33 protein-coding genes and 2 tRNA genes are annotated in these 18,204 nt (G+C 69.6%); 34 read left to right on the top strand and 1 reads right to left on the bottom strand.

The features are described from left to right. From Q8791_RS23715 to Q8791_RS23600, 24 genes are all read left to right on the top strand, one after another. Positions 1 to 322 (top strand): hypothetical protein (locus Q8791_RS23715; protein WP_330093997.1); only part of this gene is annotated, 322 nt, incomplete at its 5' end. Further along, complete coding sequence (locus Q8791_RS23710; RefSeq protein WP_330093996.1) at positions 319 to 1,047, top strand: hypothetical protein; 729 nt, start codon at positions 319 to 321, stop codon at positions 1,045 to 1,047. The genes Q8791_RS23715 and Q8791_RS23710, both read left to right, overlap by 4 nt. Beyond that, the gene (locus tag Q8791_RS23705) at positions 1,044 to 1,283 is read left to right on the top strand and encodes a hypothetical protein (RefSeq protein WP_330093995.1); all 240 of its coding nucleotides are present in this window, start codon (positions 1,044 to 1,046) and stop codon (positions 1,281 to 1,283) included. The genes Q8791_RS23710 and Q8791_RS23705 overlap by 4 nt, the downstream gene beginning before the upstream one ends. Then, the gene (locus Q8791_RS23700; RefSeq protein ID WP_330093994.1) at positions 1,280 to 1,690 is read left to right on the top strand and encodes a peptidoglycan-binding domain-containing protein; all 411 of its coding nucleotides are present in this window, start codon (positions 1,280 to 1,282) and stop codon (positions 1,688 to 1,690) included. The genes Q8791_RS23705 and Q8791_RS23700 overlap by 4 nt, the downstream gene beginning before the upstream one ends. Positions 1,691 to 1,700: 10 nt before the next feature. Further along, positions 1,701 to 2,537 (top strand): endonuclease domain-containing protein, encoded by an 837-nt coding sequence (locus Q8791_RS23695; RefSeq protein ID WP_330093993.1) that lies wholly within the window; start codon positions 1,701 to 1,703, stop codon positions 2,535 to 2,537. A 399-nt stretch (positions 2,538 to 2,936) separates the two neighbouring features. Next, positions 2,937 to 3,314, top strand: a complete 378-nt coding sequence (locus Q8791_RS23690) for a hypothetical protein (RefSeq protein WP_330093992.1) — start codon at positions 2,937 to 2,939, stop codon at positions 3,312 to 3,314. 125 nt (positions 3,315 to 3,439) lie between these two features. Continuing rightward, a complete protein-coding gene (locus tag Q8791_RS23685) occupies positions 3,440 to 3,844 on the top strand; it encodes a hypothetical protein (RefSeq protein ID WP_330093991.1) in 405 nt (134 codons plus the stop codon). 189 nt (positions 3,845 to 4,033) lie between these two features. After that, positions 4,034 to 4,831: a hypothetical protein gene (locus tag Q8791_RS23680; RefSeq protein ID WP_330093990.1), complete on the top strand. Its 798-nt coding sequence runs from the start codon at positions 4,034 to 4,036 to the stop codon at positions 4,829 to 4,831. Positions 4,832 to 4,975: 144 nt separating this feature from the next. Beyond that, positions 4,976 to 5,278 (top strand): hypothetical protein, encoded by a 303-nt coding sequence (locus Q8791_RS23675; RefSeq protein ID WP_330093989.1) that lies wholly within the window; start codon positions 4,976 to 4,978, stop codon positions 5,276 to 5,278. A gap of 71 nt (positions 5,279 to 5,349) precedes the next feature. Further along, the gene (locus tag Q8791_RS23670) at positions 5,350 to 5,745 is read left to right on the top strand and encodes a hypothetical protein (RefSeq protein ID WP_330093988.1); all 396 of its coding nucleotides are present in this window, start codon (positions 5,350 to 5,352) and stop codon (positions 5,743 to 5,745) included. Between the two features lie 121 nt (positions 5,746 to 5,866). Next, positions 5,867 to 6,049, top strand: coding sequence for a hypothetical protein (locus Q8791_RS23665; RefSeq protein ID WP_330093987.1), 183 nt, complete (start codon positions 5,867 to 5,869; stop codon positions 6,047 to 6,049). Positions 6,050 to 6,121: 72 nt separating this feature from the next. Then, a complete protein-coding gene (locus Q8791_RS23660) occupies positions 6,122 to 6,493 on the top strand; it encodes a hypothetical protein (RefSeq protein ID WP_330093986.1) in 372 nt (123 codons plus the stop codon). A 67-nt stretch (positions 6,494 to 6,560) separates the two neighbouring features. Next, complete coding sequence (locus Q8791_RS23655) at positions 6,561 to 7,049, top strand: hypothetical protein (RefSeq protein WP_330093985.1); 489 nt, start codon at positions 6,561 to 6,563, stop codon at positions 7,047 to 7,049. A 65-nt stretch (positions 7,050 to 7,114) separates the two neighbouring features. Then, positions 7,115 to 7,837, top strand: coding sequence for a hypothetical protein (locus tag Q8791_RS23650; RefSeq protein ID WP_330093984.1), 723 nt, complete (start codon positions 7,115 to 7,117; stop codon positions 7,835 to 7,837). 142 nt (positions 7,838 to 7,979) lie between these two features. Beyond that, the gene (locus Q8791_RS23645; protein ID WP_330093983.1) at positions 7,980 to 8,162 is read left to right on the top strand and encodes a hypothetical protein; all 183 of its coding nucleotides are present in this window, start codon (positions 7,980 to 7,982) and stop codon (positions 8,160 to 8,162) included. 132 nt (positions 8,163 to 8,294) lie between these two features. Next, positions 8,295 to 8,591 carry a hypothetical protein gene (locus Q8791_RS23640; protein ID WP_330093982.1) on the top strand — a complete coding sequence of 99 codons (297 nt, stop codon included), beginning with the start codon at positions 8,295 to 8,297 and terminating at the stop codon, positions 8,589 to 8,591. A gap of 55 nt (positions 8,592 to 8,646) precedes the next feature. Beyond that, complete coding sequence (locus Q8791_RS23635; RefSeq protein ID WP_330093981.1) at positions 8,647 to 8,865, top strand: hypothetical protein; 219 nt, start codon at positions 8,647 to 8,649, stop codon at positions 8,863 to 8,865. Between the two features lie 82 nt (positions 8,866 to 8,947). Next, positions 8,948 to 9,664 (top strand): DUF3560 domain-containing protein, encoded by a 717-nt coding sequence (locus tag Q8791_RS23630; RefSeq protein ID WP_330093980.1) that lies wholly within the window; start codon positions 8,948 to 8,950, stop codon positions 9,662 to 9,664. A gap of 379 nt (positions 9,665 to 10,043) precedes the next feature. Beyond that, the gene (locus Q8791_RS23625; RefSeq protein ID WP_330093979.1) at positions 10,044 to 10,217 is read left to right on the top strand and encodes a hypothetical protein; all 174 of its coding nucleotides are present in this window, start codon (positions 10,044 to 10,046) and stop codon (positions 10,215 to 10,217) included. Between the two features lie 158 nt (positions 10,218 to 10,375). Further along, the gene (locus Q8791_RS23620) at positions 10,376 to 11,596 is read left to right on the top strand and encodes a DNA polymerase III subunit beta (RefSeq protein ID WP_330093978.1); all 1,221 of its coding nucleotides are present in this window, start codon (positions 10,376 to 10,378) and stop codon (positions 11,594 to 11,596) included. Between the two features lie 169 nt (positions 11,597 to 11,765). Further along, entirely contained in the window at positions 11,766 to 12,425 is a 660-nt protein-coding gene (locus Q8791_RS23615; protein ID WP_330093977.1) for a hypothetical protein, read from the top strand. A 110-nt stretch (positions 12,426 to 12,535) separates the two neighbouring features. Beyond that, positions 12,536 to 12,793: a hypothetical protein gene (locus Q8791_RS23610; RefSeq protein ID WP_330093976.1), complete on the top strand. Its 258-nt coding sequence runs from the start codon at positions 12,536 to 12,538 to the stop codon at positions 12,791 to 12,793. 7 nt (positions 12,794 to 12,800) lie between these two features. Then, positions 12,801 to 12,873, top strand: a tRNA-Trp gene (locus Q8791_RS23605). A gap of 192 nt (positions 12,874 to 13,065) precedes the next feature. Then, positions 13,066 to 13,142 (top strand) — tRNA-Lys (locus tag Q8791_RS23600). A 302-nt stretch (positions 13,143 to 13,444) separates the two neighbouring features. Here the strand turns inward: Q8791_RS23600 and Q8791_RS23595 are convergent. Next, positions 13,445 to 13,972, bottom strand: a complete 528-nt coding sequence (locus Q8791_RS23595; RefSeq protein WP_330093975.1) for a gas vesicle protein GvpG — start codon at positions 13,970 to 13,972, stop codon at positions 13,445 to 13,447. 82 nt (positions 13,973 to 14,054) lie between these two features. Here Q8791_RS23595 and Q8791_RS23590 point away from each other — a divergent pair, with 82 nt between their 5' ends. From Q8791_RS23590 to Q8791_RS23545, 10 genes are all read left to right on the top strand, one after another. Next, positions 14,055 to 14,291 carry a hypothetical protein gene (locus Q8791_RS23590; protein ID WP_330093974.1) on the top strand — a complete coding sequence of 79 codons (237 nt, stop codon included), beginning with the start codon at positions 14,055 to 14,057 and terminating at the stop codon, positions 14,289 to 14,291. After that, positions 14,288 to 14,689, top strand: a complete 402-nt coding sequence (locus tag Q8791_RS23585; protein WP_330093973.1) for a hypothetical protein — start codon at positions 14,288 to 14,290, stop codon at positions 14,687 to 14,689. Before Q8791_RS23590 ends, Q8791_RS23585 begins: the two co-directional genes overlap by 4 nt. An 85-nt stretch (positions 14,690 to 14,774) precedes the next feature. Next, complete coding sequence (locus Q8791_RS23580; protein ID WP_330093972.1) at positions 14,775 to 15,074, top strand: Acb2/Tad1 domain-containing protein; 300 nt, start codon at positions 14,775 to 14,777, stop codon at positions 15,072 to 15,074. Further along, on the top strand, positions 15,071 to 15,652 hold the full coding sequence (locus Q8791_RS23575; protein ID WP_330093971.1) for a hypothetical protein: 582 nt from the start codon (positions 15,071 to 15,073) through the stop codon (positions 15,650 to 15,652). Before Q8791_RS23580 ends, Q8791_RS23575 begins: the two co-directional genes overlap by 4 nt. Before the next feature lie 105 nt (positions 15,653 to 15,757). After that, positions 15,758 to 16,174 (top strand): hypothetical protein, encoded by a 417-nt coding sequence (locus Q8791_RS23570; protein WP_330093970.1) that lies wholly within the window; start codon positions 15,758 to 15,760, stop codon positions 16,172 to 16,174. Further along, positions 16,171 to 16,512, top strand: coding sequence for a hypothetical protein (locus tag Q8791_RS23565; RefSeq protein ID WP_330093969.1), 342 nt, complete (start codon positions 16,171 to 16,173; stop codon positions 16,510 to 16,512). The genes Q8791_RS23570 and Q8791_RS23565 overlap by 4 nt, the downstream gene beginning before the upstream one ends. Beyond that, the gene (locus tag Q8791_RS23560) at positions 16,512 to 17,264 is read left to right on the top strand and encodes a hypothetical protein (protein WP_330093968.1); all 753 of its coding nucleotides are present in this window, start codon (positions 16,512 to 16,514) and stop codon (positions 17,262 to 17,264) included. Before Q8791_RS23565 ends, Q8791_RS23560 begins: the two co-directional genes overlap by 1 nt. After that, entirely contained in the window at positions 17,264 to 17,686 is a 423-nt protein-coding gene (locus Q8791_RS23555) for a hypothetical protein (protein WP_330093967.1), read from the top strand. The genes Q8791_RS23560 and Q8791_RS23555 overlap by 1 nt, the downstream gene beginning before the upstream one ends. Beyond that, a complete protein-coding gene (locus Q8791_RS23550; RefSeq protein WP_330093966.1) occupies positions 17,683 to 17,883 on the top strand; it encodes a hypothetical protein in 201 nt (66 codons plus the stop codon). The genes Q8791_RS23555 and Q8791_RS23550 overlap by 4 nt, the downstream gene beginning before the upstream one ends. Further along, positions 17,880 to 18,155 (top strand): hypothetical protein, encoded by a 276-nt coding sequence (locus Q8791_RS23545; protein ID WP_330093965.1) that lies wholly within the window; start codon positions 17,880 to 17,882, stop codon positions 18,153 to 18,155. Before Q8791_RS23550 ends, Q8791_RS23545 begins: the two co-directional genes overlap by 4 nt. Positions 18,156 to 18,204: the final 49 nt, after the last annotated feature.

Raw genomic sequence — 18,204 nt, 5'->3', positions numbered from 1 at the left:
GGGTGCATCAGTCCCGGCCCGGGGTCACACCCACACCCGCACCCGCACCCTCCCCGAGCACCTGCACACCCCCACCCTCCACACCGTCTACGACGTCACCGAGACCACAACCCCCAAACCCGTCCCCTACGGGGTGCACACCACCCCAGCACGGGCCATCGCCCACCGGGACCGGCTGAACACGCAGGCCTCCGCCGTCCGGGAGGCGGAGGAACAGGAGGCGCGGGAGGAGCAGGAGAAGGCGCGGGCCCGGCGTGAGAAACGGCAACGCGAGGAAGCCGACCAGGCCGCGAAGGAGCACACCGAGGAGGAGGGGCGTTGACCGTCACCCTGTACCCGTGCGGGCGCGGCCACCGCTGCGCCCAGGTCACCATCGACCCCGACACCCACGAGAAGCACCCCGCCCGCACCCCCCACACGTTCTGCGACCCGTGCGCCGGCCACATCGCGGACCGTATCCGTGACCTGCCCACCGTCTACCGGGAGCTGCGCGAGCAGTACGGCATCCAGCGCACTGCGGCTGACGACGACGTTCGGGTGCACACCTCCCGGGTCAACCCCAGCATCCCTGTCCGCGAGGACCTGGACGCGTTGCTGACCGAGATCGAGACGACCGTCGCCGCCTACGAGGACCGTGTCCGCCAGGTGTTGGGCATGGGCCCTGCCCCCCGGGTGTCGTGGGCGCACCGGGCCGCCCGTGTGGACCAGGCGTGCACCCTCCTGGCCGCGAAGGTGGTGGTGTTGACCGATCTGCCCATGGAGTGGACGGCCATCCACGGCACCCACGACGAACGCGGCGGCCTGGACGCCGGCCTGGACCTCCTTGACCTCCACCGGCGTGCCGACCGGGCCGGGGGCAAGCAGCCCGCGAAGTACGTGGTGCCGGTGGTGTGCCCGTCCTGCCACATCCCGGCGGGAGTGACCCGGGAGGCCGGGAAGGACGGGGCCACCTGCATGTGCGGGTACGTGCTGGGTGAGGACGAGTACCGGCAGTTGACCGGGGAGCTGGCTGGTGTGGCGGGCCCGCTGCTGGGGGTGGCCGGGTGAAGGTCCGCGTGGTGTTCACCGTCGACCTTCCCGATCGGGACGGGCCGGTCACGGAGGAGCTGCGCACCGACATCGCCGCCGCCGTCACCGAAGCTGTCCCCGCCGAAGTGCCCGGCGCCCGCGTCCGCTGGTCCTCGATCGGCGGCCGGGTCCCCGATGTCGTGGAGACCGCCGAGATGAACGGGGTGACGATCGCCCGCCAGCAGGAGATCGACCGGTACGGGGCGTGGGGATGATGGCCCGCACCACCACGGCGGGGCTCCGGTGGGGTGATCACGGGGACGAGGTTCGCGCGCTCCAAGAGGACCTGATGTGGGCCGGGCATGACGTGGGGTCCGGGGGTGCGGACGGTGTCTTCGGGGCGGGCACCTACCGGGCGGTGGTCATGTGGCAGACGGTGCACGACCTGCGGGCGGACGGGATGGTGGGGGCGGCCACGTGGGCGGCCATGGACCGGGTGCGGGGCCGGAGGGTGGCCGACCGGGGGAAGGCGGCCGGTCCGCGGGTGGTGTGTGACCACGCGGGTGCGGTTCCGGTGGAGACGGTCGGGACGGTGTTGGACCCGCCGGAGTTGGTGGCGTGGCTGTGCCCGGGGTGCGACACGCAGCTCCCCGCCACCTGGAACTGTCTCCTCCCGGGGTGATCCTGGTGGGGTGCGCTACTTCGAACACCGGATGCGGCAGCCCGCAGACCCGACCCTGACCCCGCACGGGCTCGACGCCTTGTCACCCGACCGGCAACGAACCCTGCTGTGGCGGATCGCCCGCGACTTCACCCGGGACGAGGCGGCTGAGCACATGCCCGAGTGGACGGCCCGGCCCTGCCCGGTCTACCCGCGCGGGCCGTCCACGTACACGGGGGCGGTCCTCGGCGACGACGGCCGCCACCACCTGTGGCACGAGAACACCGGCATCGTGTGCACCGAGGAGGCCGCCGCGTCCCCGGAGGGCGGGCCGTGGGCGCACAAGGACACCTACGTGTGGAAGACCGCGGAGAAGCGCCTGCGGCAGCGCACGGTTTCGTGGCAGGTGCAGCCGGCGGGGGAGCCGGTGCACGCTGACCTCGTGCCGTGGGCGGAACGCTGCTGGGCCCAGGATTCGATCCTTCGGTGGCCGGAGTGGGTGGACATGTCGAGCCCGAAGACCCGCGAGCGGTGGCGGGTTGCTGAGCAGGCCGGGTTCGGGTGTTCGGTATGCGGGGGTGGGGGATTGGCGTTCATGGACCATGACCCGTTCACCGGGCTGATCCGGGGGATGCTGTGCACCCACTGCAACAACAACGTGGACCTGTGTCCGCACGCGGAAGGGTGCATGTGGGGGGAGTACCTGGACGACCCGCCAGCGGTGCACCTGGGGTTGATGTACCCGAGGTTGGCGAACACGCGGGCGCGGACGTTGGAGAGGGTGGCGTTGCGGGGGTGGGACCCGGGGTTGTTCGCGGATGTGCGGGCGTGGCGGGAGCGGAATCCGGGGCAGGGCGCGTTGTGGTGAGACCCTGGTCGGGTGTGACGGCCAGCTCGCCGCACGGTGGGCGTGAGGGCCTGCTGGGTGGGGGTTTGCGGCGTATCATGGAGTCCATGAGTACTGACGTGTTCCGGGTGTCCCGCGTTGTAGGCCCCGAGGGGGCGGCGGTCGCGAAGCTGTACGGGGAGTCAGCGGGGGTGGAGTACACCCAGGAGGCCCCGTTGGAGGTGCCGGCTGGGTGGTTGACGCGGTCGGGTGTGCCGTTGGGTGAGGTGGCGGATCGGCGTTGGGCGTTGTCGCCGGCGGGTTGGGTTCCGGTGGAGCGGGTTTCGGCCTAACCCCATCTTGCAAATCGGTTATGGTTCGTGCAATAATGGTGTTCGTCGGGAAGGGAAGCCCGACACCAACCACCAGAAAGGCACCACCTTGAGCGAGACCATAGCCCGCGAGATGCACGACGACCTCCACACCACCCTCGGACTCGTCGCCGCCGCATTCGCCCGCGTCGACATCCGCATCGGCGACACCACCCACGCCGACCTCCACGCCGACATCCACCACTGGCAGGGGCGGGTCTGGAACGCGGTGGGCGACCTCGCCGACCTGGACACCGGCAACGCCTGGTCCCTCACCGTGGGACTGGAGGACGTGGCCCGCCGGTGGGTGCTGGCGGCTGACGCCTTCGCCCTCTACCGGCAGATGGCTGCCCCGTGGCGGGAGGGCGCGTTCGAGGACGCGATGGGCCCGGTCCACTCCGGGCTGAAGCGGCTGGTCGACGGGGAGCGTTGGACGGTCCGGGGTTGATCTGAGGGGCCCCGGGCGGGTGTTCGGGGCCCCACCCCCAACTTGCTAACTGGTTAGGGTTCGTGTAGTGTTGGGGGTGTTGGGAGGGAAGCCCAACACCCCGCACGAACAGGAGCACCACCACCATGAACCCCAACCCCTGGGCCGCCAGCGACCGCCACACCGACACCGAGGCCGACCGCCTCACCTGGCTCTGGGGCACCCTCTACGACACCATCCGGGACATGCTGGCCACCCTCCCCACCCCCATCCGCATCCCCCACCTCACCACCGGCACCGAGAACACCGCCGCCGACACCCTCACCGCGATCCGCGACACCGACCTGTACACCCAGAACCTCCCCGCCGACATCATCAAGATGGCCGACCAGGCCCTCACCGACGCGATCCACGGCGTGGACGGCTCCAACGCCGAACGCCGCCACTACATCACCGAATCCCAGGCCCGCACGCGCGCCGTCGTCGCGTTCATGGGCATCGGCCCCGAGGACATGGGGGTCCCCGACACCCTGGAGGAACTGACCCTCTGACCAGGCCAGATACGCGAAACGCCCGCCCCCGGAATCCGGGAGGCGGGCGTTGAAGCAGAAGCGGGGCGGCCCCTGCGACGCTAGGCGTCGAAGACCAGGCCAAGGCCCGGAAACGGGAAGAGTGGCCGCCCCTACCACCAAAACCATGACCGCTCGCTCGCGCAAACCATCAACCGTTTGGAAAGACCCATGATACAGCCCTTGACCCTCATCGACTACGCCCGCACCCTCCAACTCGACCCCGCGAACCTCCTCGCCGAGTTCGCCGACAACCCCGACGCCCTCCCCGAACCCGCCGGAACCAAGGCCGGACAACCCACCTACGACCCCGACGAGCTCGACCACGCCCGCGGCATAACCACCATCGCGGGATTCGCGAAGCTGCGCCACCTCGACGAGACGCAGGTGAGGCGTTGGATCAACCGGCACCCGGCGCTGTGGCCCGAGCCGGTTGGCCAGGCTGCGAGTCGGACGACCGGGCCCGGGGCGATGCTGTATCCGCTCGACGCCCTGGACCTGGTGCACGCCGAGGACAAGGCCCGGGTGGAAACCCCGGAGACCCCGGCCGAGAACGTGACGATGGACGAGTACGCCAAGCACATAGGGGTCTCCCCGGCCACGGTGAAGAACCGGTGGCGGGTCAAGTTCAAGGAGATCTGGCCGGACCCAGCGGTGGGGGAGGACGGGAAGCCGTTGAAGCGCGGCCGGGCGGCCCTGTTCCCGTTCGAGGGGCTGGAGAGGGTGCGTCGGGCGGCGAAGGGGTTGCCGGAGCCGGTGGGGTCTCCTCACGATCGGCTGACCCGTGAGCAGGTGAAGGCGTACCTGGGGTTGACGGAGGAGCAGCAGTGGTGGAGGGAGTACCGCGGGCACTGGCCGGCCGGGGAGGTGGTGTCGGGGCCTGGTGGTGAGGTTGAGGTGTGGGAGCGGCGCCGGGTGGAGGAGTTGCACGCTGGATTGGTGGAGCGGAAGGGGTCGCGGGGGGAGTGATGTGGTGTTGAGGGGGTTGGTCTTCGGGCCGGCCTCCTCTTTTTTCATGCCCCCGAATTTGCAGTCTGGTTAGAGTTCGTGCAATAATGGTCATGTCAGGGCGGGGAAGGGAAGCCCCACCGACACCCACCGGAAGGACCCGACATGGCCACCATGACCACCGCAGACACCACCCGCCTCGCCGTTGAGACCAAGCTGGCCACCCTCCTCGCCATCGCCCTCGGCATCCCCGTCTCTGGCGTCCAGGTCGGCTACTTCGCCGCCGCAGGCCGCGCCATCATCACCATCCCCGTCGCCACCTGCTCGGAGGTTGGGGCCGTGAGCAGCAAGGCCAGTCAGGCCCTCATCGACGCCGGGAGCGGCATCCACTTCTTCGACAACGGCGACCAGGGGCCCGCCCTGGGGCGCACCGACTACCGGGCGCGGATCGTCCTCAACGTCCGCTGATCCACCACCCCACCAACGGGGGCGCGGAAGGGAAGCCGCGCCCCCGCCACCACTACCTGAGAGACCCCACAGTGAGCAGCAAGAACAGCAGCCAGGGCAACGAGTTCGGCATGAAAATCACCCCCGACACCTCCCTGTCCACCCTGGTCCTGGTGGCCCGCCTCATGGCGGAGATGGCCGCCGAAGTGATCATCGACAAGGTCGGCACCCCCTACCGGTTCCCGACCGTGGATGAGGTGTCCTGCGGCCAGCACGCGCACATCATGGCCGACACCGAACGCTACCTGCGTCGCCGTGTTGGGAACCGGTCTCACGTGGACACGTTCGTGTGGAACTCCATGTTGGCGGCGAAGGTGGCACGCGACTATGCGGCCCGCGCGGAGCAGTCCGGGAAGTCCACGGACCGGGTGCGGGTGTGGCGGGCCTACTTGGATGCGGCGCGGTGGTCGCGTCTGGCTCGGGCGTAGCGGGGCTTTGGGGGAGGGGGAATTCCTCCCTCCCCCGACTTGCAAACTGGTTAGAGTTCGTGCAATAATAGAGACATCGCAAGGGGGAGGGAAGACCCCGAACGGACCACCAGGAGGAACCATGACCGGCATCGAGCGTCGCCCCCAGCACGACTACGAAGCCTTCTCCCGCAAGCACCGCAACAGCACCCGCCCCCGCACCGCTGGTTCCCGCACCCCCCTCAAGGCCGAGAACGCCCGCATGATGCGCCGCCGCCGCCGCGCCGAGAACCGCGCCTACCGCACCGGCCGCGCCGACTGGTAACCCGCCCGGCCGCCCCCGCCCGCCCCGGGGGCGGCCCCCACACCCCACCCCGCACCAGGAAGGCCCCACCCCATGACCACCGCCCCCGCCTACGCCCCGTCCATCGACTCCCTGCTCAACTCCACCCTCTGGACCAAGCGCGAGGGTGCCCGCTACGCCTACCTCAACGCCCACACCACGTTCCTCTGGCACCGCGCCATCTGGCGGCGCAACCCCACCCCCACCAACCGTGCCGCCTACCTCGCGGCCCGTGACGCCGAGCTGGCCGCCCTGCACAAGCACAACCAGATGGACGGCGCGGTGTTCTCCAAGCTGGCGAAGCTCGGCGTGGACGTCGACCAGCTCCCTGCCGACCGCGACGACTGCCCCCGCTGTAAGACCGAGGCGGTCGAGGGCTACGGGTGCGACTGCACGAACGTCGTCCTCGCCGTCGAACTCGGCTAACCCCCACGACCGAACACCCCGGGGGCGGGAAGGGAAGCCTGCCCCCGCCCACCAGAAAGACCCGACCGTGCCGAACACCCCCGCCGCCCACATCGAATACCCCCGCCCCGAGTTCGTTGGCCGCGATGACGAGCTGCTGAGCTTCACTGAGGCCGCCCGCCGCGCCGGAATCACCAGCGGTGCTCTGGCCAACTGGCGTCGCCGTCACGACGACTTCCCGGAGGTCGCGAAGCTGGTCCACTTCGGTCCCAAGCGGGCCCAGAAGTTCATCCCGGTAGACGAGTTCGCCGCGTTCGTGGCCCGCCAGCGGGAGGGTCGTCCCCGCCGGTACACCGGCCGCCGCAGGGACTCCGCCGAGGTCGCTTCCGAGCAGCTGCGCTACTACACGGCCCGCTTGGAAACGCTGGAAGCCCGGGAAGCCGCCCTGCTCGCGCTGCACACCGAGACCGGCCGGGCGTCCGACGCGGCGAAGCTGGCCAACACCCGTGAGGCACTGGCGACGGCCCGCGCCCGTGAGGTTGAGGCCGTTGACCGGCTCACTGCCCTGATCTTCTAACCCACCTGACCAGGGGGTGCGGACGGGAAACCGCGCCCCCACCCACCACCAGAAAGGCCCCCGCCATGAGCACCGACGACAGCATGCACGCCGAGTACACCACCATCACCCGCGACACCACCGCCACCGCCTACGCCGACCTCGACCGCGCCGCCACCGACCTCCAACTGTCCACCGAACTCGTCGTGGCCCCCGGCCCGGTGGAGGACCGAGACCAGGCCGCCGCGATCCGGGGATGGTTCGAGGCCCGCGACGACTACCGGGCCGCCGAACTGGAAGCCGCGAGGTACACGTGCCGGTTCGCGATGGAGTGCGAGGATGCCGAGCTGGAGTTCGCAGAGGAGTTCGCCGACATCACCGACCGGCCCATGGTCGATCACGCCTCGGAGGCGCCGGAGGTGCCCGAGTTCTGGCCGCCCCGTGAGGGTGACGTATGGGCGGTCCGTGATGGGAGCGTGTGGACGGTTCGGGGGCTGGTGCTGGTGTCCGAGGCGGGGGAGGAGAGGGCCCCGGCCGGGTTCGCCAGTGACGGGGTGGTGTTGGTGTGGCGGGCCGGTGGGGCGTTCCTGTGGGTGCCGGTGTTGCGGGACCGGTTTCCGGTTGGGGCGCGTGTGACGGGCCCTGTGGGGCAGTGGGGGCGCGTGACGAGCCCTCCGGTGGGGGAGGTTCGTCCGTGGGTGGTGGGCCCGTGGTGGCCGTCTGGTGGTGCGCTGGAGGGGTCGCATGTGTGGGTGGTGGTGGACGGGGAGGCGTCGGGGGTGTGGGTGCCGGTGTCGCATCTGGGGTAGATGGGGGCAGTGTGAACAGAGTCCGGTTTACCCCCCTTTCTGGCTTGCAGTCTGGTTAGAGTTCGTGTAATATTAGGGGTGTTGGAAGGGAAGGGAAGCCCGACCAACACCCACCACGAACCCTCGCCGGAAGGACTCCACCATGGCCGCCACCCTCACCGCCGCCCCGATCGCCACCATCCTCGTCGTCTTCATCGGGCTCGAAGACGACTTCTGCCCCGAGTGCGAGGAAGCACGGGCGGAAGGCTACAGCGCGTGCGGTGAGTGCGGCGCTCCCGACGAGCAGTGGGAGGTCACCACCCCCTCTGAAGCGTGGGAGGTGTAACCCCCACCCCCCGGGCCGGGGGGACGGTATCCCTTCGGCCTCGGTTTGCAATTCGGTTAGGGTTCGTGCAATAATAGAGACATCGGGAAGCGGGAAGGGAAGCCCGCCCCCACCACCAACCAGGAGGACCACATGGCCGCCACCGCCCGCGAGATCGCCAACCTCATCACCGCGGCCTTCGACCGCATCATCGACAACGCCGACCCCTACGACTGGACCGACGCCACCCGCTACAACCAGTACATCGCGTGCCTGCGCACCGGCCGAGCCCGCGCCACTGGAACCCGCACCATCACCGTCACCGTGCACGGCCACTACGGGTACAAGGCGACCACCGCGATCGACTGCGCCACCGACAACATCCCCGAGACCTACGAAAACGGCATGATCACCGAGGTCAACCCCTCCACCTACGTCTTCACCTGGTAACCCACCCACCTCGGGGGCCGGAACCCACCGGCCCCCACCCCCCGGAAAGGCCCCCATGCACAACCTCAGCTACGACGAGCGCCACGCCATCCAGGACGCCTGGCACGAGTACCTGAACTCCTGCGAACTCCTGGACCTCGCGGACGCCGACCAGGACCCCGAGCGCATCCGCACCGGCCGGTACGGGGTCGCGGACGCCCGGGAAGCCGTCGAAACCGCGTGCACGCGGGCCGGGATCGACCCCCGGGAAGCCCACACCGTCAAGACGGTCTAACCCCCAGGGCCCCGGCCCCACCCCGGTCGGGAAGGGAAGCCCGACCCCACCACCCCACCTCACCCCACAGGAGAACCCCGCCATGAACCCGCACACCGCCGACCGCATCGACCGATACAACGAGTACGCCGCCAAGGCCCGCGCCCGCGCCACTGCCGCCTTCAAGGCCGGAGACGCCCACTCCGCCCGATTCGCCGGAGGACAACCCATCCTCGTCGGCCACCACTCCGAAAAGCCCGCGCGCCGAGCCCAAGAACGGGCCGACGCCGACATGCGCCGCGCCATCAAGAACCAGGACACCGCGAAGTACTGGGAGCAGAAGGCCAAGGCCGCGAAGCGCCGGGAGGAGCAGAAGCACGACCCCGGGGTGATCCAACGCCGCATCGACCGGTTGGAGACAGAGCGGCGCCGCATCACCCGACTGCTCGCCGATGCCGAGACCGAGGGCAACACCGGCTACGTCGCCCAGCTCACCGAGCGCGCGGCCGAGGTCGCCGAACAGCTCGCGGAGAACCGGGCCGAGCTCACCGAGTCCGGGGCGAAGGTGTGGGGGAAGGCCGACTTCAAGAAGGGCGACTACGTGTTCCGCGACGGCATGTGGTGGGAGATCAAGTCGGCTAACAAGAACACGGTGACGGTGGGTGCGGTGGTCGGGTTTGATCATGCCCGCGCCCGGGTCGACGGGAAACGCGTGTACCGGTTGGCGGACAACCCCTACAGCTGGACGGACACCATCTCGTACACCGAGATCACCGGCCGCATGTCCGCCGACGACATGGCCGCCCGCCTCGCCGCGTAACTCACCCATGGGGGCCGGGACCCACTGGCCCCCACCCCGGTCCGGGAAGGATGTCAATGAGCGACAGACGCCACAAGGCCACCGTCCGCAAGGTCACCGGTTCCCCGGCTACGAAGTGGGATCGGCCCGTTCCTACGGTGTGGTGGGTGCAGTGCGACACCTGTGGGTGGGTGGTGTGCGTTGATGGAACGTTCGGGGCTCGGAACGCCCGCGCCAGGAAGGAGGAGCACGAGAACGCTCGTTGAGGCCGGCCGGGGGTGTCGGTGGGGGATGGCTTCCTCCGACACGACTTGCATTCCGGTTAGGATTCGTGCAATAATAAGGGCATCGGGGGGCGGAAGGGAAGCCGCCCCCCACCACCCCAACCGAAAGGCCCACCATGCGCAACCTCATCGCCGCCCTCGCCAACTACACGATGACCCAGAAGGAGGCGTTCCGCGGCGACGACCTCGCGTGGGACCACCTCAACGGCCTGTGGGTGGAGGTGGAGTACCACGCTCGCGCCCAGGGGCTCACTGGCCCCCAGGCCCTCAGGGCCTACATGAGGCGGTAACCCGCCCCCCGGGGGCCCGCCACGGGCCCCCTCTCCGCCCCCCAGTTCCAACCTCCGGTGTCACGGTCCACGACTTGCAAACAGGTTAGAGTTTGTGTAATAATAGAGGCAACGGAAGGCGGAAGGGAAGCCGCCCCCACCACCAGAAAGGCCCCACCATGACCCGCACCCCCGTAACCACCGCCCCCCTCACCCCCGAAGACCTCCGCACCCTCGCCGGACTCGAGATCACCACCACCCGCCGTGAACTCGCCGAAGCCCTCGCCACCGTAGGCACCGCCATCGCCAAACGCCCGGCCATCCCCGTTCTGGCCGGTGTCCACCTCGAAGGACACCAAGACGGCACCCTCACGTTGACCGGGTTCGACTACGACACCGCCATCACCGTCACCCTGGAACAGGCCGTCACGAACCCGGGCCGGTGCTTGCTCAACCACGCCGAACTCGTCGGGATGCTCGCCGCCACCGCGAAGGGCACCCCGAAGAAGAAAGCCGACACCGCGCACGTCACCGTGGCACACAACAGCGGGAAGCCGACCGTCACGGTGGACGGGTACACCCTTCCCCTCACCGACCTTCCCCGGGAGGACTACCCGCTCCCCGACATGGCGGTACCCCCCACCCTCACCGTGGACGCGGCCCGGTTCGTGTCCGAGGTCGCTCGGGTCGTACCGGCCGCCGGTGGAGCGGACGCACTCCCCGTCTTCGCGAACGTCCACCTGGTCACGGACTGGTCCGGGCTCACCATGACCGCCACCGACGGGTATCGGGCGGCGCGTGCGAAGATCCCCGGCGCCCACATCCCCGAGCAGGGCATCCGCGCCGGGCAGGCGCTCGTGGAAGCGGCCCTGTTGCGCAAGCTCGTCAAGCACCTCCCCTCGGGCACCCTCACCGTGGGTGTGCACGAGGACCGGGTGATGCTGTCCAGCGGCCCCGTCACCGTGGTCACCCGCACGAGCGACCAGGAGGTCATCGCGGTGGACAAGGTCGTCCCCGAGTCCGCGCCCATGGCGGTGACCGTGGACCGTCAGAAGTTGGCTGCCGCCATCGTCAAGGCCACGAACATCCTGGGCGCGTCGGCTGAAGGCCGCGGCATGTCGTTGAGCGTGATCGTTTCCCCGGACACGGTGGCGGTCGCCCCGAAGATCGAAAGGGTGATCGCGCCGACGTTCCCCGCTGACACGACCGGGGTGGGCGAGGGACTGGCCGTCCACTTCAACCCGAAGTTCCTCGCGGAAGCGGTCGGGGCGTTCGCTGCCGAGGACACGGTGGCGTTGCATCTGACCGCGTCGGACAAGATCGTCATGATCACCGCTGGTGGTGAGGGGATGGGGTCCGCGCCGTACTGGCACATGTTGCAGCCCGTGAGGGTCCACTAGCCCCACCCGGGGGGCGGCCCACCACCGGCCGCCCCCGAGCCCCTGGGCGGGTGTCGGACCCGCCCGGTAGCGTCACCACCACGGGGCCACCACCCGCTCATCGCCCCTCTGAGGGGTTCACCGGCCGTCCAACCCGGGCGGCCGGCCAACCACACCTTGGAGGAGAGCTATGCCTGAGACCCCGAGCGACACGGTCGTGTACTTCTACCACCAGCACGGGCCTTCCATCGGCGGAGACCGTGTCGACTGGAACCCACCGGTCGGGCTCGGTGTGCTCCACGACTACTTCGACCCGGCCCCGGAACGGGTGGACGACAAGCTCATGGCAGCCGATTCCCGCCCGGAGTTCGCCACCCCGGAAGGGCACTGGGCCCAGTGGCGGGTGATTCCCCGCGACACCGCGCCCCGCGGCAAGGACCTCGCGGGCCGGTACCCGGGTGTGCAGGTGGACATGGCCGACCACCCGGAGTTCCTGGCTCGTTTGCGTCAGGCCATGCAGTTCGGTGAGCTGTACACCGAGGACACCACGCCGGACGTGGATGAGCCGCCGCTGTACACGGCCGCGCTTGGCTGGTTGGCGGACGGTGAGACCGATCCGGTGATGTGGGCGCGGATGGTGCGTCACGCCGTCGCGTGCGGGGTCACCCACCCTCGGGTGGCCCGGGAGTTGGGGGTGGGCCTGGGCGAGGTGTACGCCGTCGTTACGGACCCGTGGCGCGAGGACCATCTGGTGAAGGCTGCGCACGATCGGGCGAACGGGTTCGTGGAGGCGGCGGAGCAGGAGGAGACGGAGGCGCGGGAGTTGGAGACCATCATGGAACCGGTGTGATCGAACACACGTTCGACATGGCCCGGTTGATCATGTAAGGTGAGTGTCAGCGGAGAAAGTATGCCCTCGACCGGAAAACGGCGGGGGCATTCGTCGTTTCGGGAGACCCCATGAACCCCCTGCCCCTGATCCACGGCGACAAGGTCGACACCGCCGACGCCGCCCGCATCCTCGGCAAGACCACATCCGCGATCTACGTGTACACGTCCCGGGGCGTCAAGCTCGCGTCGGGCGAACGGTTCTACCTTCGCCCCGCCGGACACGACCACCGGGGCCGCCACCTGTACGCCCTCGCGGACCTACGCACCATCGCGCAGGCCGTTCGGGAACGCGGCCGGTCCCACAAGCCGGTCCTCGCCGCCGCGTGACACACCCATGCGGGTAGCTCAACTGGTAGAGCACCGGTCTCCAAAACCGGCCGTTGGGGATTCAACTCCCTCCCCGTGTGCCCACGAAACAGGAACGGCCCCCTCGTCCGAAGGCAAGGGGGCCGAACCTGCACTTAGCGACTGGCCGTGAAGCCAGCCCGCCCCCTGATCTAGACGACAGGGGTCGGAACCAGATTATGAGGTCCGTTGTGTTCTAGCCGATCTCACATTAGCAGCCTTCACACGCTGTGAAGGAACGATTCCAGGAACAACCCCCGCTAGCTCAGATTGGTAGAGCAGCCGGCTCTTAACCGGCGGGCCGCAGGTTCGAGCCCTGCGCGGGGGACCACCCCGGCCCTCACTGGCCGAGGGGAACACACCGCACCCCTGAGAGGGGAAGCGGAAGCCGTAGCGGCCGAACTTCCTGGGGCAGACCAGGACTCGGCCGCCGCGCACGGCCCGCACCGCACACCCTGTCCACTAGTCCCGGCGGGACGGTGCGGGCCCCACACACTCGCCCAGCAGACCACCAGGCACACCACACCCACACCACGCGGCCTGCGCTGATGTTTGCTGGGCGCCACACGTGCCCCGGCCTCGAAGCTCCACGCTCCTCAGGGGTGAGCGCGTCGAGCTCGGCCGGGGCACCACCTACTTCCCCAAATGCTCGACCTGCGCAAGAACCTCCGCCCGCCGCCCGGCGTACTCCTCCGGAGTGATCTTCCCCTGGTCGAGCTGCTTCGCCAGAGTCGCCAACGGCTTCTGCACCAGCGGGTGATCAGCGCCCTTCGGGGTCTGCCCCTCGGACGCCTCCACCCACGTTTTCACCGGACCGCCGGCCGGGTCGAGGACCGCCTTCTCCAACTCGCGCGCCCCGGAGATCACCCGGACCGTCCGGTCGCCCCCCGCGGTGTTCAGGGTGAGTTTCCCCCGGCCGCGCTCCACCCCGGCAACGGGAAGCACCACCGAGGACGTGGAGGTGCGCCCGAACAGGCCCGCGGACACGAACAGCACCCGGCGGTTCGTCGCGATGATCGCGCACGCCTTCCCGTCGAGGTTCCCGGCGCCGGCCGCGTTCACGGTTTCGGTGGGTGCCAGTTCGGTCTCGGCGGCGGCCAACGCCTTCTGGAGGCCGACGAACCCGCCTATCGCGGTGGCCTTTTTGAGGTCTTCACGCATGGTCTTCGCCTTTCTGGCGTTTGGGGGACTCCGGTCCTCATGATTCACCACCCCGACCCCTGGAACGGACAGGAGGCCCACTGTGGCCAACCCGGACACCCCACCTGAGGGGTTCCCCTCCGACCCGCGCACCGCGTTGATGTTCAAGGCCCAGGAGGACTGGAGTACGGTCCTCACCGTGCTTCGGGGTCAGGTCGAGCAGACCCGCCAGGCGGGGTTCACCGACGTGCAGGCGCACGCGATGGTCGCTGCGGCGCTCGTGAGCGAGGTAGCGGTGTCCGCGTTCGTCGGGGCTCCGAAGAGGGACGGTGACCGGTGAGTACCGCGTCCGTGCTCGGCCGGTACCGGGATGAGCTGGTGGAGGCGGGGTTCACCCGTGAGGAGGCCCTGGACCTGGTGGGGCACGCCGCCCCGATGGGCATGACCGACCTCGACACCATCTCCACGGCCAAGCCCCGCAACATCGGCCCGGACCCGTTGCGCATCGTCGTGCTGGCCGGGAGCCGGGAAGAGGCCGAACGGTGGAAGAACGACCAGTTCATTCGGAACCGGATCGACTCCCCGGACCGGTTCATCCTCGCGGCAGGGGACAGCACCGCCCTACTGGGCCTGTCGGGTCCGCTGGCGGTAGTGGCCCTGCCGGGGTTCTACCGGCTGCCCGCCGATGAGCGCGCCGCGTTGGAGGACGCCTTCCACCGCGCGAACGCCAAGGTGTAACCGACCGTAGTTGCAAGCCCCGGTATGGCGCTGACCTACCGGGGTTTTTGTATACCCACAGTCACCAAACCCCTGGGAGGCCCCCATGCGCCCCGCTGACATCGACCACCGGTACAAGTACCACCCCTCCAACACCCCCGACGCGATCACCGCCCACGAGACCGTCCGGGGTGGCGCATTCGGCTTCGCGCACCTGATCAACACGCATGTCCCGGACGGCCCGGACAAGGACCTGGCCCTGAACGCCCTGGACGATGTCCTGTTCCGCGCGAACGCGGGGATTGCCCGCCGGGGCCGCCCGTCCGGCCCGTGCCGGTGCAACCCCCGCCTGCGCACCAAGGGCCGCGGCTTGGACGAGGACACCAGGCCGGGGGCCGGAACGTGACCGCGATCGTTGGCCTAACCCACCAGGGACGGGTCCACCTGGGCGGAGACGCCGCAGCGGTCGCCGGGTACACCCTGGAGATCCGCCGCGACCCGAAGGTGTTCACGCTCCCGCAGCGGGAGTCCGGGAAGGCGGAGACCCCGGACGTGTGGGCGATCGGGTACACCACGTCGTTTCGTATGGGGCAGATCCTTCAGTACGGGTTCACCCCGCCCACCCTTACTGATGACGTCGACCTGGACCGGGTCATGCGCACGACCTTCGTGGACGCCCTCCGTTCCGCGTTCAAGACGGCGGGGTGGGCCCGGGTCGATTCCGGGGTTGAGGAGACCGGCCAGTTCCTCGTCGGGGTGAACGGCCGCCTGTTCACCGTGGATGCCGACTACCAGGTGGGGGAGCCCGCGGACGGGTACGCCGCTGTGGGGTGCGGGCAGGGTCTCGCGACCGGGTCGATGCACACCACCCGGGACCTCGACTGGTCACCGGATGATCGTGTCCGGGCAGCATTGGAGGCCGCCGCGTACCACTCGGCCGGGGTCGCGCCCCCGTTCACGCTCGTGGCCACCCGCGATGAGTGACCGCCGTGCCCGCCGGTGGGACGGCCACACCACCCCGGAGAAGTACCGCCGCCTGTCCGCGCTCACGAACGCGTTCGCGGCCCGCACCCCTGCGAAGGACACCCCTTGACCGACACCCCGAACACCACCGCCCGCACGTTCGCCGGGTACTACCGGGAGCTGCGCGCCTCCGGCGTCCCCCGTGGTCTCGCCGAGTCGATGGTGGCCACGGCCGCCGCGAAGGACTGGGTTCTGGACGTGCACCCGGACGCCCTGGCTGCTGTCGACACCACCCGGGACAAGGCCCTGGGAAAGACCGAGCCTGCCCCGATGGGCCTCGGAGCCGGCATGGTGTTCTACCCGACGGACCCCGCCCCCGCGACGCCCGGCATCAGGAAGGGGCCGAAGCCGAAGGGCATGGGCCCGTCCGCCCGGGAGCGCCGTGGGCCACTGCTCGACGCGCCCCTTCAGGCGGCCCGCACCCGGACGGTCCACTACATCGGCCCGTTCCTCGACGGCTCCTACCTGTGGAGCCGCCCGTGACCGCCGGCCACCCCACGGTGCCCGCCGCGTGGCGCACCCCCGGCCACCTGCCGGACACCATCCGCCTCGGCCCCCGGTTCCCCATGATCCGAGTCCAGCAGGCGGACGGAACCACCAGGTACAGGCACGTCGACCCCGACAGCATCGAGTGCACCCCAGAACGCGGGTTCCGCTTCACCGCCTACGACACCGCCCCGCAACCCGAGAGCGTGAGGGAAGGCGGTGCCCCCGAGTGGGGTCCCGACCAACCCCCGGCCGAGGTCGGCCCGGAGGTCACGATGACCCTCCCCGACACGGCGAGCATCGGCCCGTTCCTCCTCACCGAGAGGGACAGCTGATGCCCAGCGTGCACCACAGCCCAGTGTGGGCAGCCCCGTTCGGCACCGGCCCGGACGAACCCGGGTGGTCATGGCTCGGCACGATCAACAGCCCGGCGCCGGAGAGAACCGGAACCGTGGACACGACCCCGCCGACCGACATCGCCACCCTGTACACCCAAGCCCCCTTCCGTACCCCCGGCATGGACTACACCCCACCCACGGTGGAGCGCTACACCGAAGGCAACTTCGGAGGAATCAGGCCCCGCTTCGACAACAACTGGCACCCGCTCTCCCGGCTTCGGTGGTCGGCGGCAGTGGCAGAGCTCGACAGCGGCCTCCGCATCCGCGTCTACCTCGACGGCGGGAGAACCTACCTCAACGGCCGGCAAGTGTTCGACGGACGCGACTTCCACGTGGTGGTCGGGAACCGGTCGCGTGGCGGACTGACCTACGACGAGACGAACGCGTACCTCGACGGTGTTGTCCGGGGGGGTACAGGTACGCGGCGCCCTTCCTACCCCCACGGAGGAGACCAACCCCTGATGGCCCGACCCCCTGAGACGTACACCGTCATCGGCCGGTTCAACGTGACCCTCGGACGCCGTCTCCTCCCGCTCCGGCTCGGCCGGTACCCGATCCGGGTCCCGCTCGTCCTGGACCCGCACCGGCCCGGTTACCTGAAACCGGGGGACCACCGGCCAGCGCTCGCGCAGGCTCTTCGTCGTATGGCGGACGACCTGGACGCTCTCGCCCGAGAGGAACCGACCTGATGGCTGACCTTCAACGCCTCCCCACTCAACCCTCCTGGGCGCTGCACCTCACCAGCAGCGAACGCATGGCCCTCTACGGCGGGCTGTGGACCGCACTCAACGACGGCACCCCGCTACACAGCCCCGAACCCGTCCGAGACCTGGTCCCCGCGATCCTGCTCGCGTTGGAGCCCGTCTACTGGAACGAACGCGCCTACCGGGAGTTGGAAAGCCTCGGCGCCCCGCTGCCCCCTGACGGGCACCGGCAGACACACGTCCTGTCGGGTGGCCCGTGCGACGGGTACCGGGTGTACGTGGACCCGGTTCTTCCCGAGGTGAAGGTGTGGTGCCTGGAACAGCTCGGCGCTGGAACCAGGCACCGGTACGTCCGCAACCCTGACAACCCGAACCGGTTCGGGTACACCCCCGAGGAGGACATGTGAGCCGCGAAGACGCCCAGCTCCACCTCACCGCAGCGACCTGCTACCTGGGGGTCTTCACCACGATCTCTCTCCTCAGCGGCAACTGGGGGTACCTGGTGGGCGGGCTGATCATGGCCCTGGTCGTGGCCCCGCTGGCGTTCCTGGCCGGGTACGTCGTGTACCGGTTCTTCGGGTGGGTGCTGGAGGTGAACCGGTGACCGCCCGGCGTGGTGCTGTGCGTGTGGCCGGCGCCCGGGACATCGAACCCGCGACCGAGACGCCTGCCCCGCCTGTGCCCGGCCGCCGGGTGGTGCTCGAAGGCGGCCCCCTCCACGGTGACGTGTACACGGTGGCGGACAGCCTGCCCACGGTGGAGTTGCCGAAGGTCCGGCGGCGCACCCTCGCGGACATCATGCGCTGCGAAGAGCCGCCCACCGTCATGTACCACCGGGACCCGCGTAGGCCCTCGGTGTTCACGCACTTCGGGTGACCGCAACCCGACCATCCCGCATGGGTGAGGGCCGCAGCACCCATTCCGG

Source organism: Nocardiopsis codii (assembly GCF_036327455.1).
Taxonomy (GTDB): domain Bacteria; phylum Actinomycetota; class Actinomycetes; order Streptosporangiales; family Streptosporangiaceae; genus Nocardiopsis; species Nocardiopsis codii.
This window is presented reverse-complemented; position numbering and strand designations above follow the sequence as displayed.

Bases quoted from the DNA above. Each gene is read 5' to 3' on its own strand.
- Q8791_RS23650 (WP_330093984.1), top strand. From the start codon at position 7,115: ATGAGCACCGACGACAGCATGCACGCCGAGTACACCACCATCACCCGC.
- Q8791_RS23580 (WP_330093972.1), top strand. From the start codon at position 14,775: ATGCGCCCCGCTGACATCGACCACCGGTACAAGTACCACCCCTCCAAC.
- Q8791_RS23610 (WP_330093976.1), top strand. From the start codon at position 12,536: ATGAACCCCCTGCCCCTGATCCACGGCGACAAGGTCGACACCGCCGAC.
- Q8791_RS23625 (WP_330093979.1), top strand. From the start codon at position 10,044: ATGCGCAACCTCATCGCCGCCCTCGCCAACTACACGATGACCCAGAAG.
- Q8791_RS23555 (WP_330093967.1), top strand. From the start codon at position 17,264: ATGGCTGACCTTCAACGCCTCCCCACTCAACCCTCCTGGGCGCTGCAC.
- Q8791_RS23660 (WP_330093986.1), top strand. From the start codon at position 6,122: ATGACCACCGCCCCCGCCTACGCCCCGTCCATCGACTCCCTGCTCAAC.
- Q8791_RS23640 (WP_330093982.1), top strand. From the start codon at position 8,295: ATGGCCGCCACCGCCCGCGAGATCGCCAACCTCATCACCGCGGCCTTC.
- Q8791_RS23700 (WP_330093994.1), top strand. From the start codon at position 1,280: ATGATGGCCCGCACCACCACGGCGGGGCTCCGGTGGGGTGATCACGGG.
- Q8791_RS23635 (WP_330093981.1), top strand. From the start codon at position 8,647: ATGCACAACCTCAGCTACGACGAGCGCCACGCCATCCAGGACGCCTGG.
- Q8791_RS23675 (WP_330093989.1), top strand. From the start codon at position 4,976: ATGGCCACCATGACCACCGCAGACACCACCCGCCTCGCCGTTGAGACC.
- Q8791_RS23615 (WP_330093977.1), top strand. From the start codon at position 11,766: ATGCCTGAGACCCCGAGCGACACGGTCGTGTACTTCTACCACCAGCAC.
- Q8791_RS23645 (WP_330093983.1), top strand. From the start codon at position 7,980: ATGGCCGCCACCCTCACCGCCGCCCCGATCGCCACCATCCTCGTCGTC.
- Q8791_RS23680 (WP_330093990.1), top strand. From the start codon at position 4,034: ATGATACAGCCCTTGACCCTCATCGACTACGCCCGCACCCTCCAACTC.
- Q8791_RS23595 (WP_330093975.1), bottom strand. From the start codon at position 13,972: ATGCGTGAAGACCTCAAAAAGGCCACCGCGATAGGCGGGTTCGTCGGC.
- Q8791_RS23665 (WP_330093987.1), top strand. From the start codon at position 5,867: ATGACCGGCATCGAGCGTCGCCCCCAGCACGACTACGAAGCCTTCTCC.
- Q8791_RS23620 (WP_330093978.1), top strand. From the start codon at position 10,376: ATGACCCGCACCCCCGTAACCACCGCCCCCCTCACCCCCGAAGACCTC.
- Q8791_RS23630 (WP_330093980.1), top strand. From the start codon at position 8,948: ATGAACCCGCACACCGCCGACCGCATCGACCGATACAACGAGTACGCC.
- Q8791_RS23685 (WP_330093991.1), top strand. From the start codon at position 3,440: ATGAACCCCAACCCCTGGGCCGCCAGCGACCGCCACACCGACACCGAG.
- Q8791_RS23560 (WP_330093968.1), top strand. From the start codon at position 16,512: ATGCCCAGCGTGCACCACAGCCCAGTGTGGGCAGCCCCGTTCGGCACC.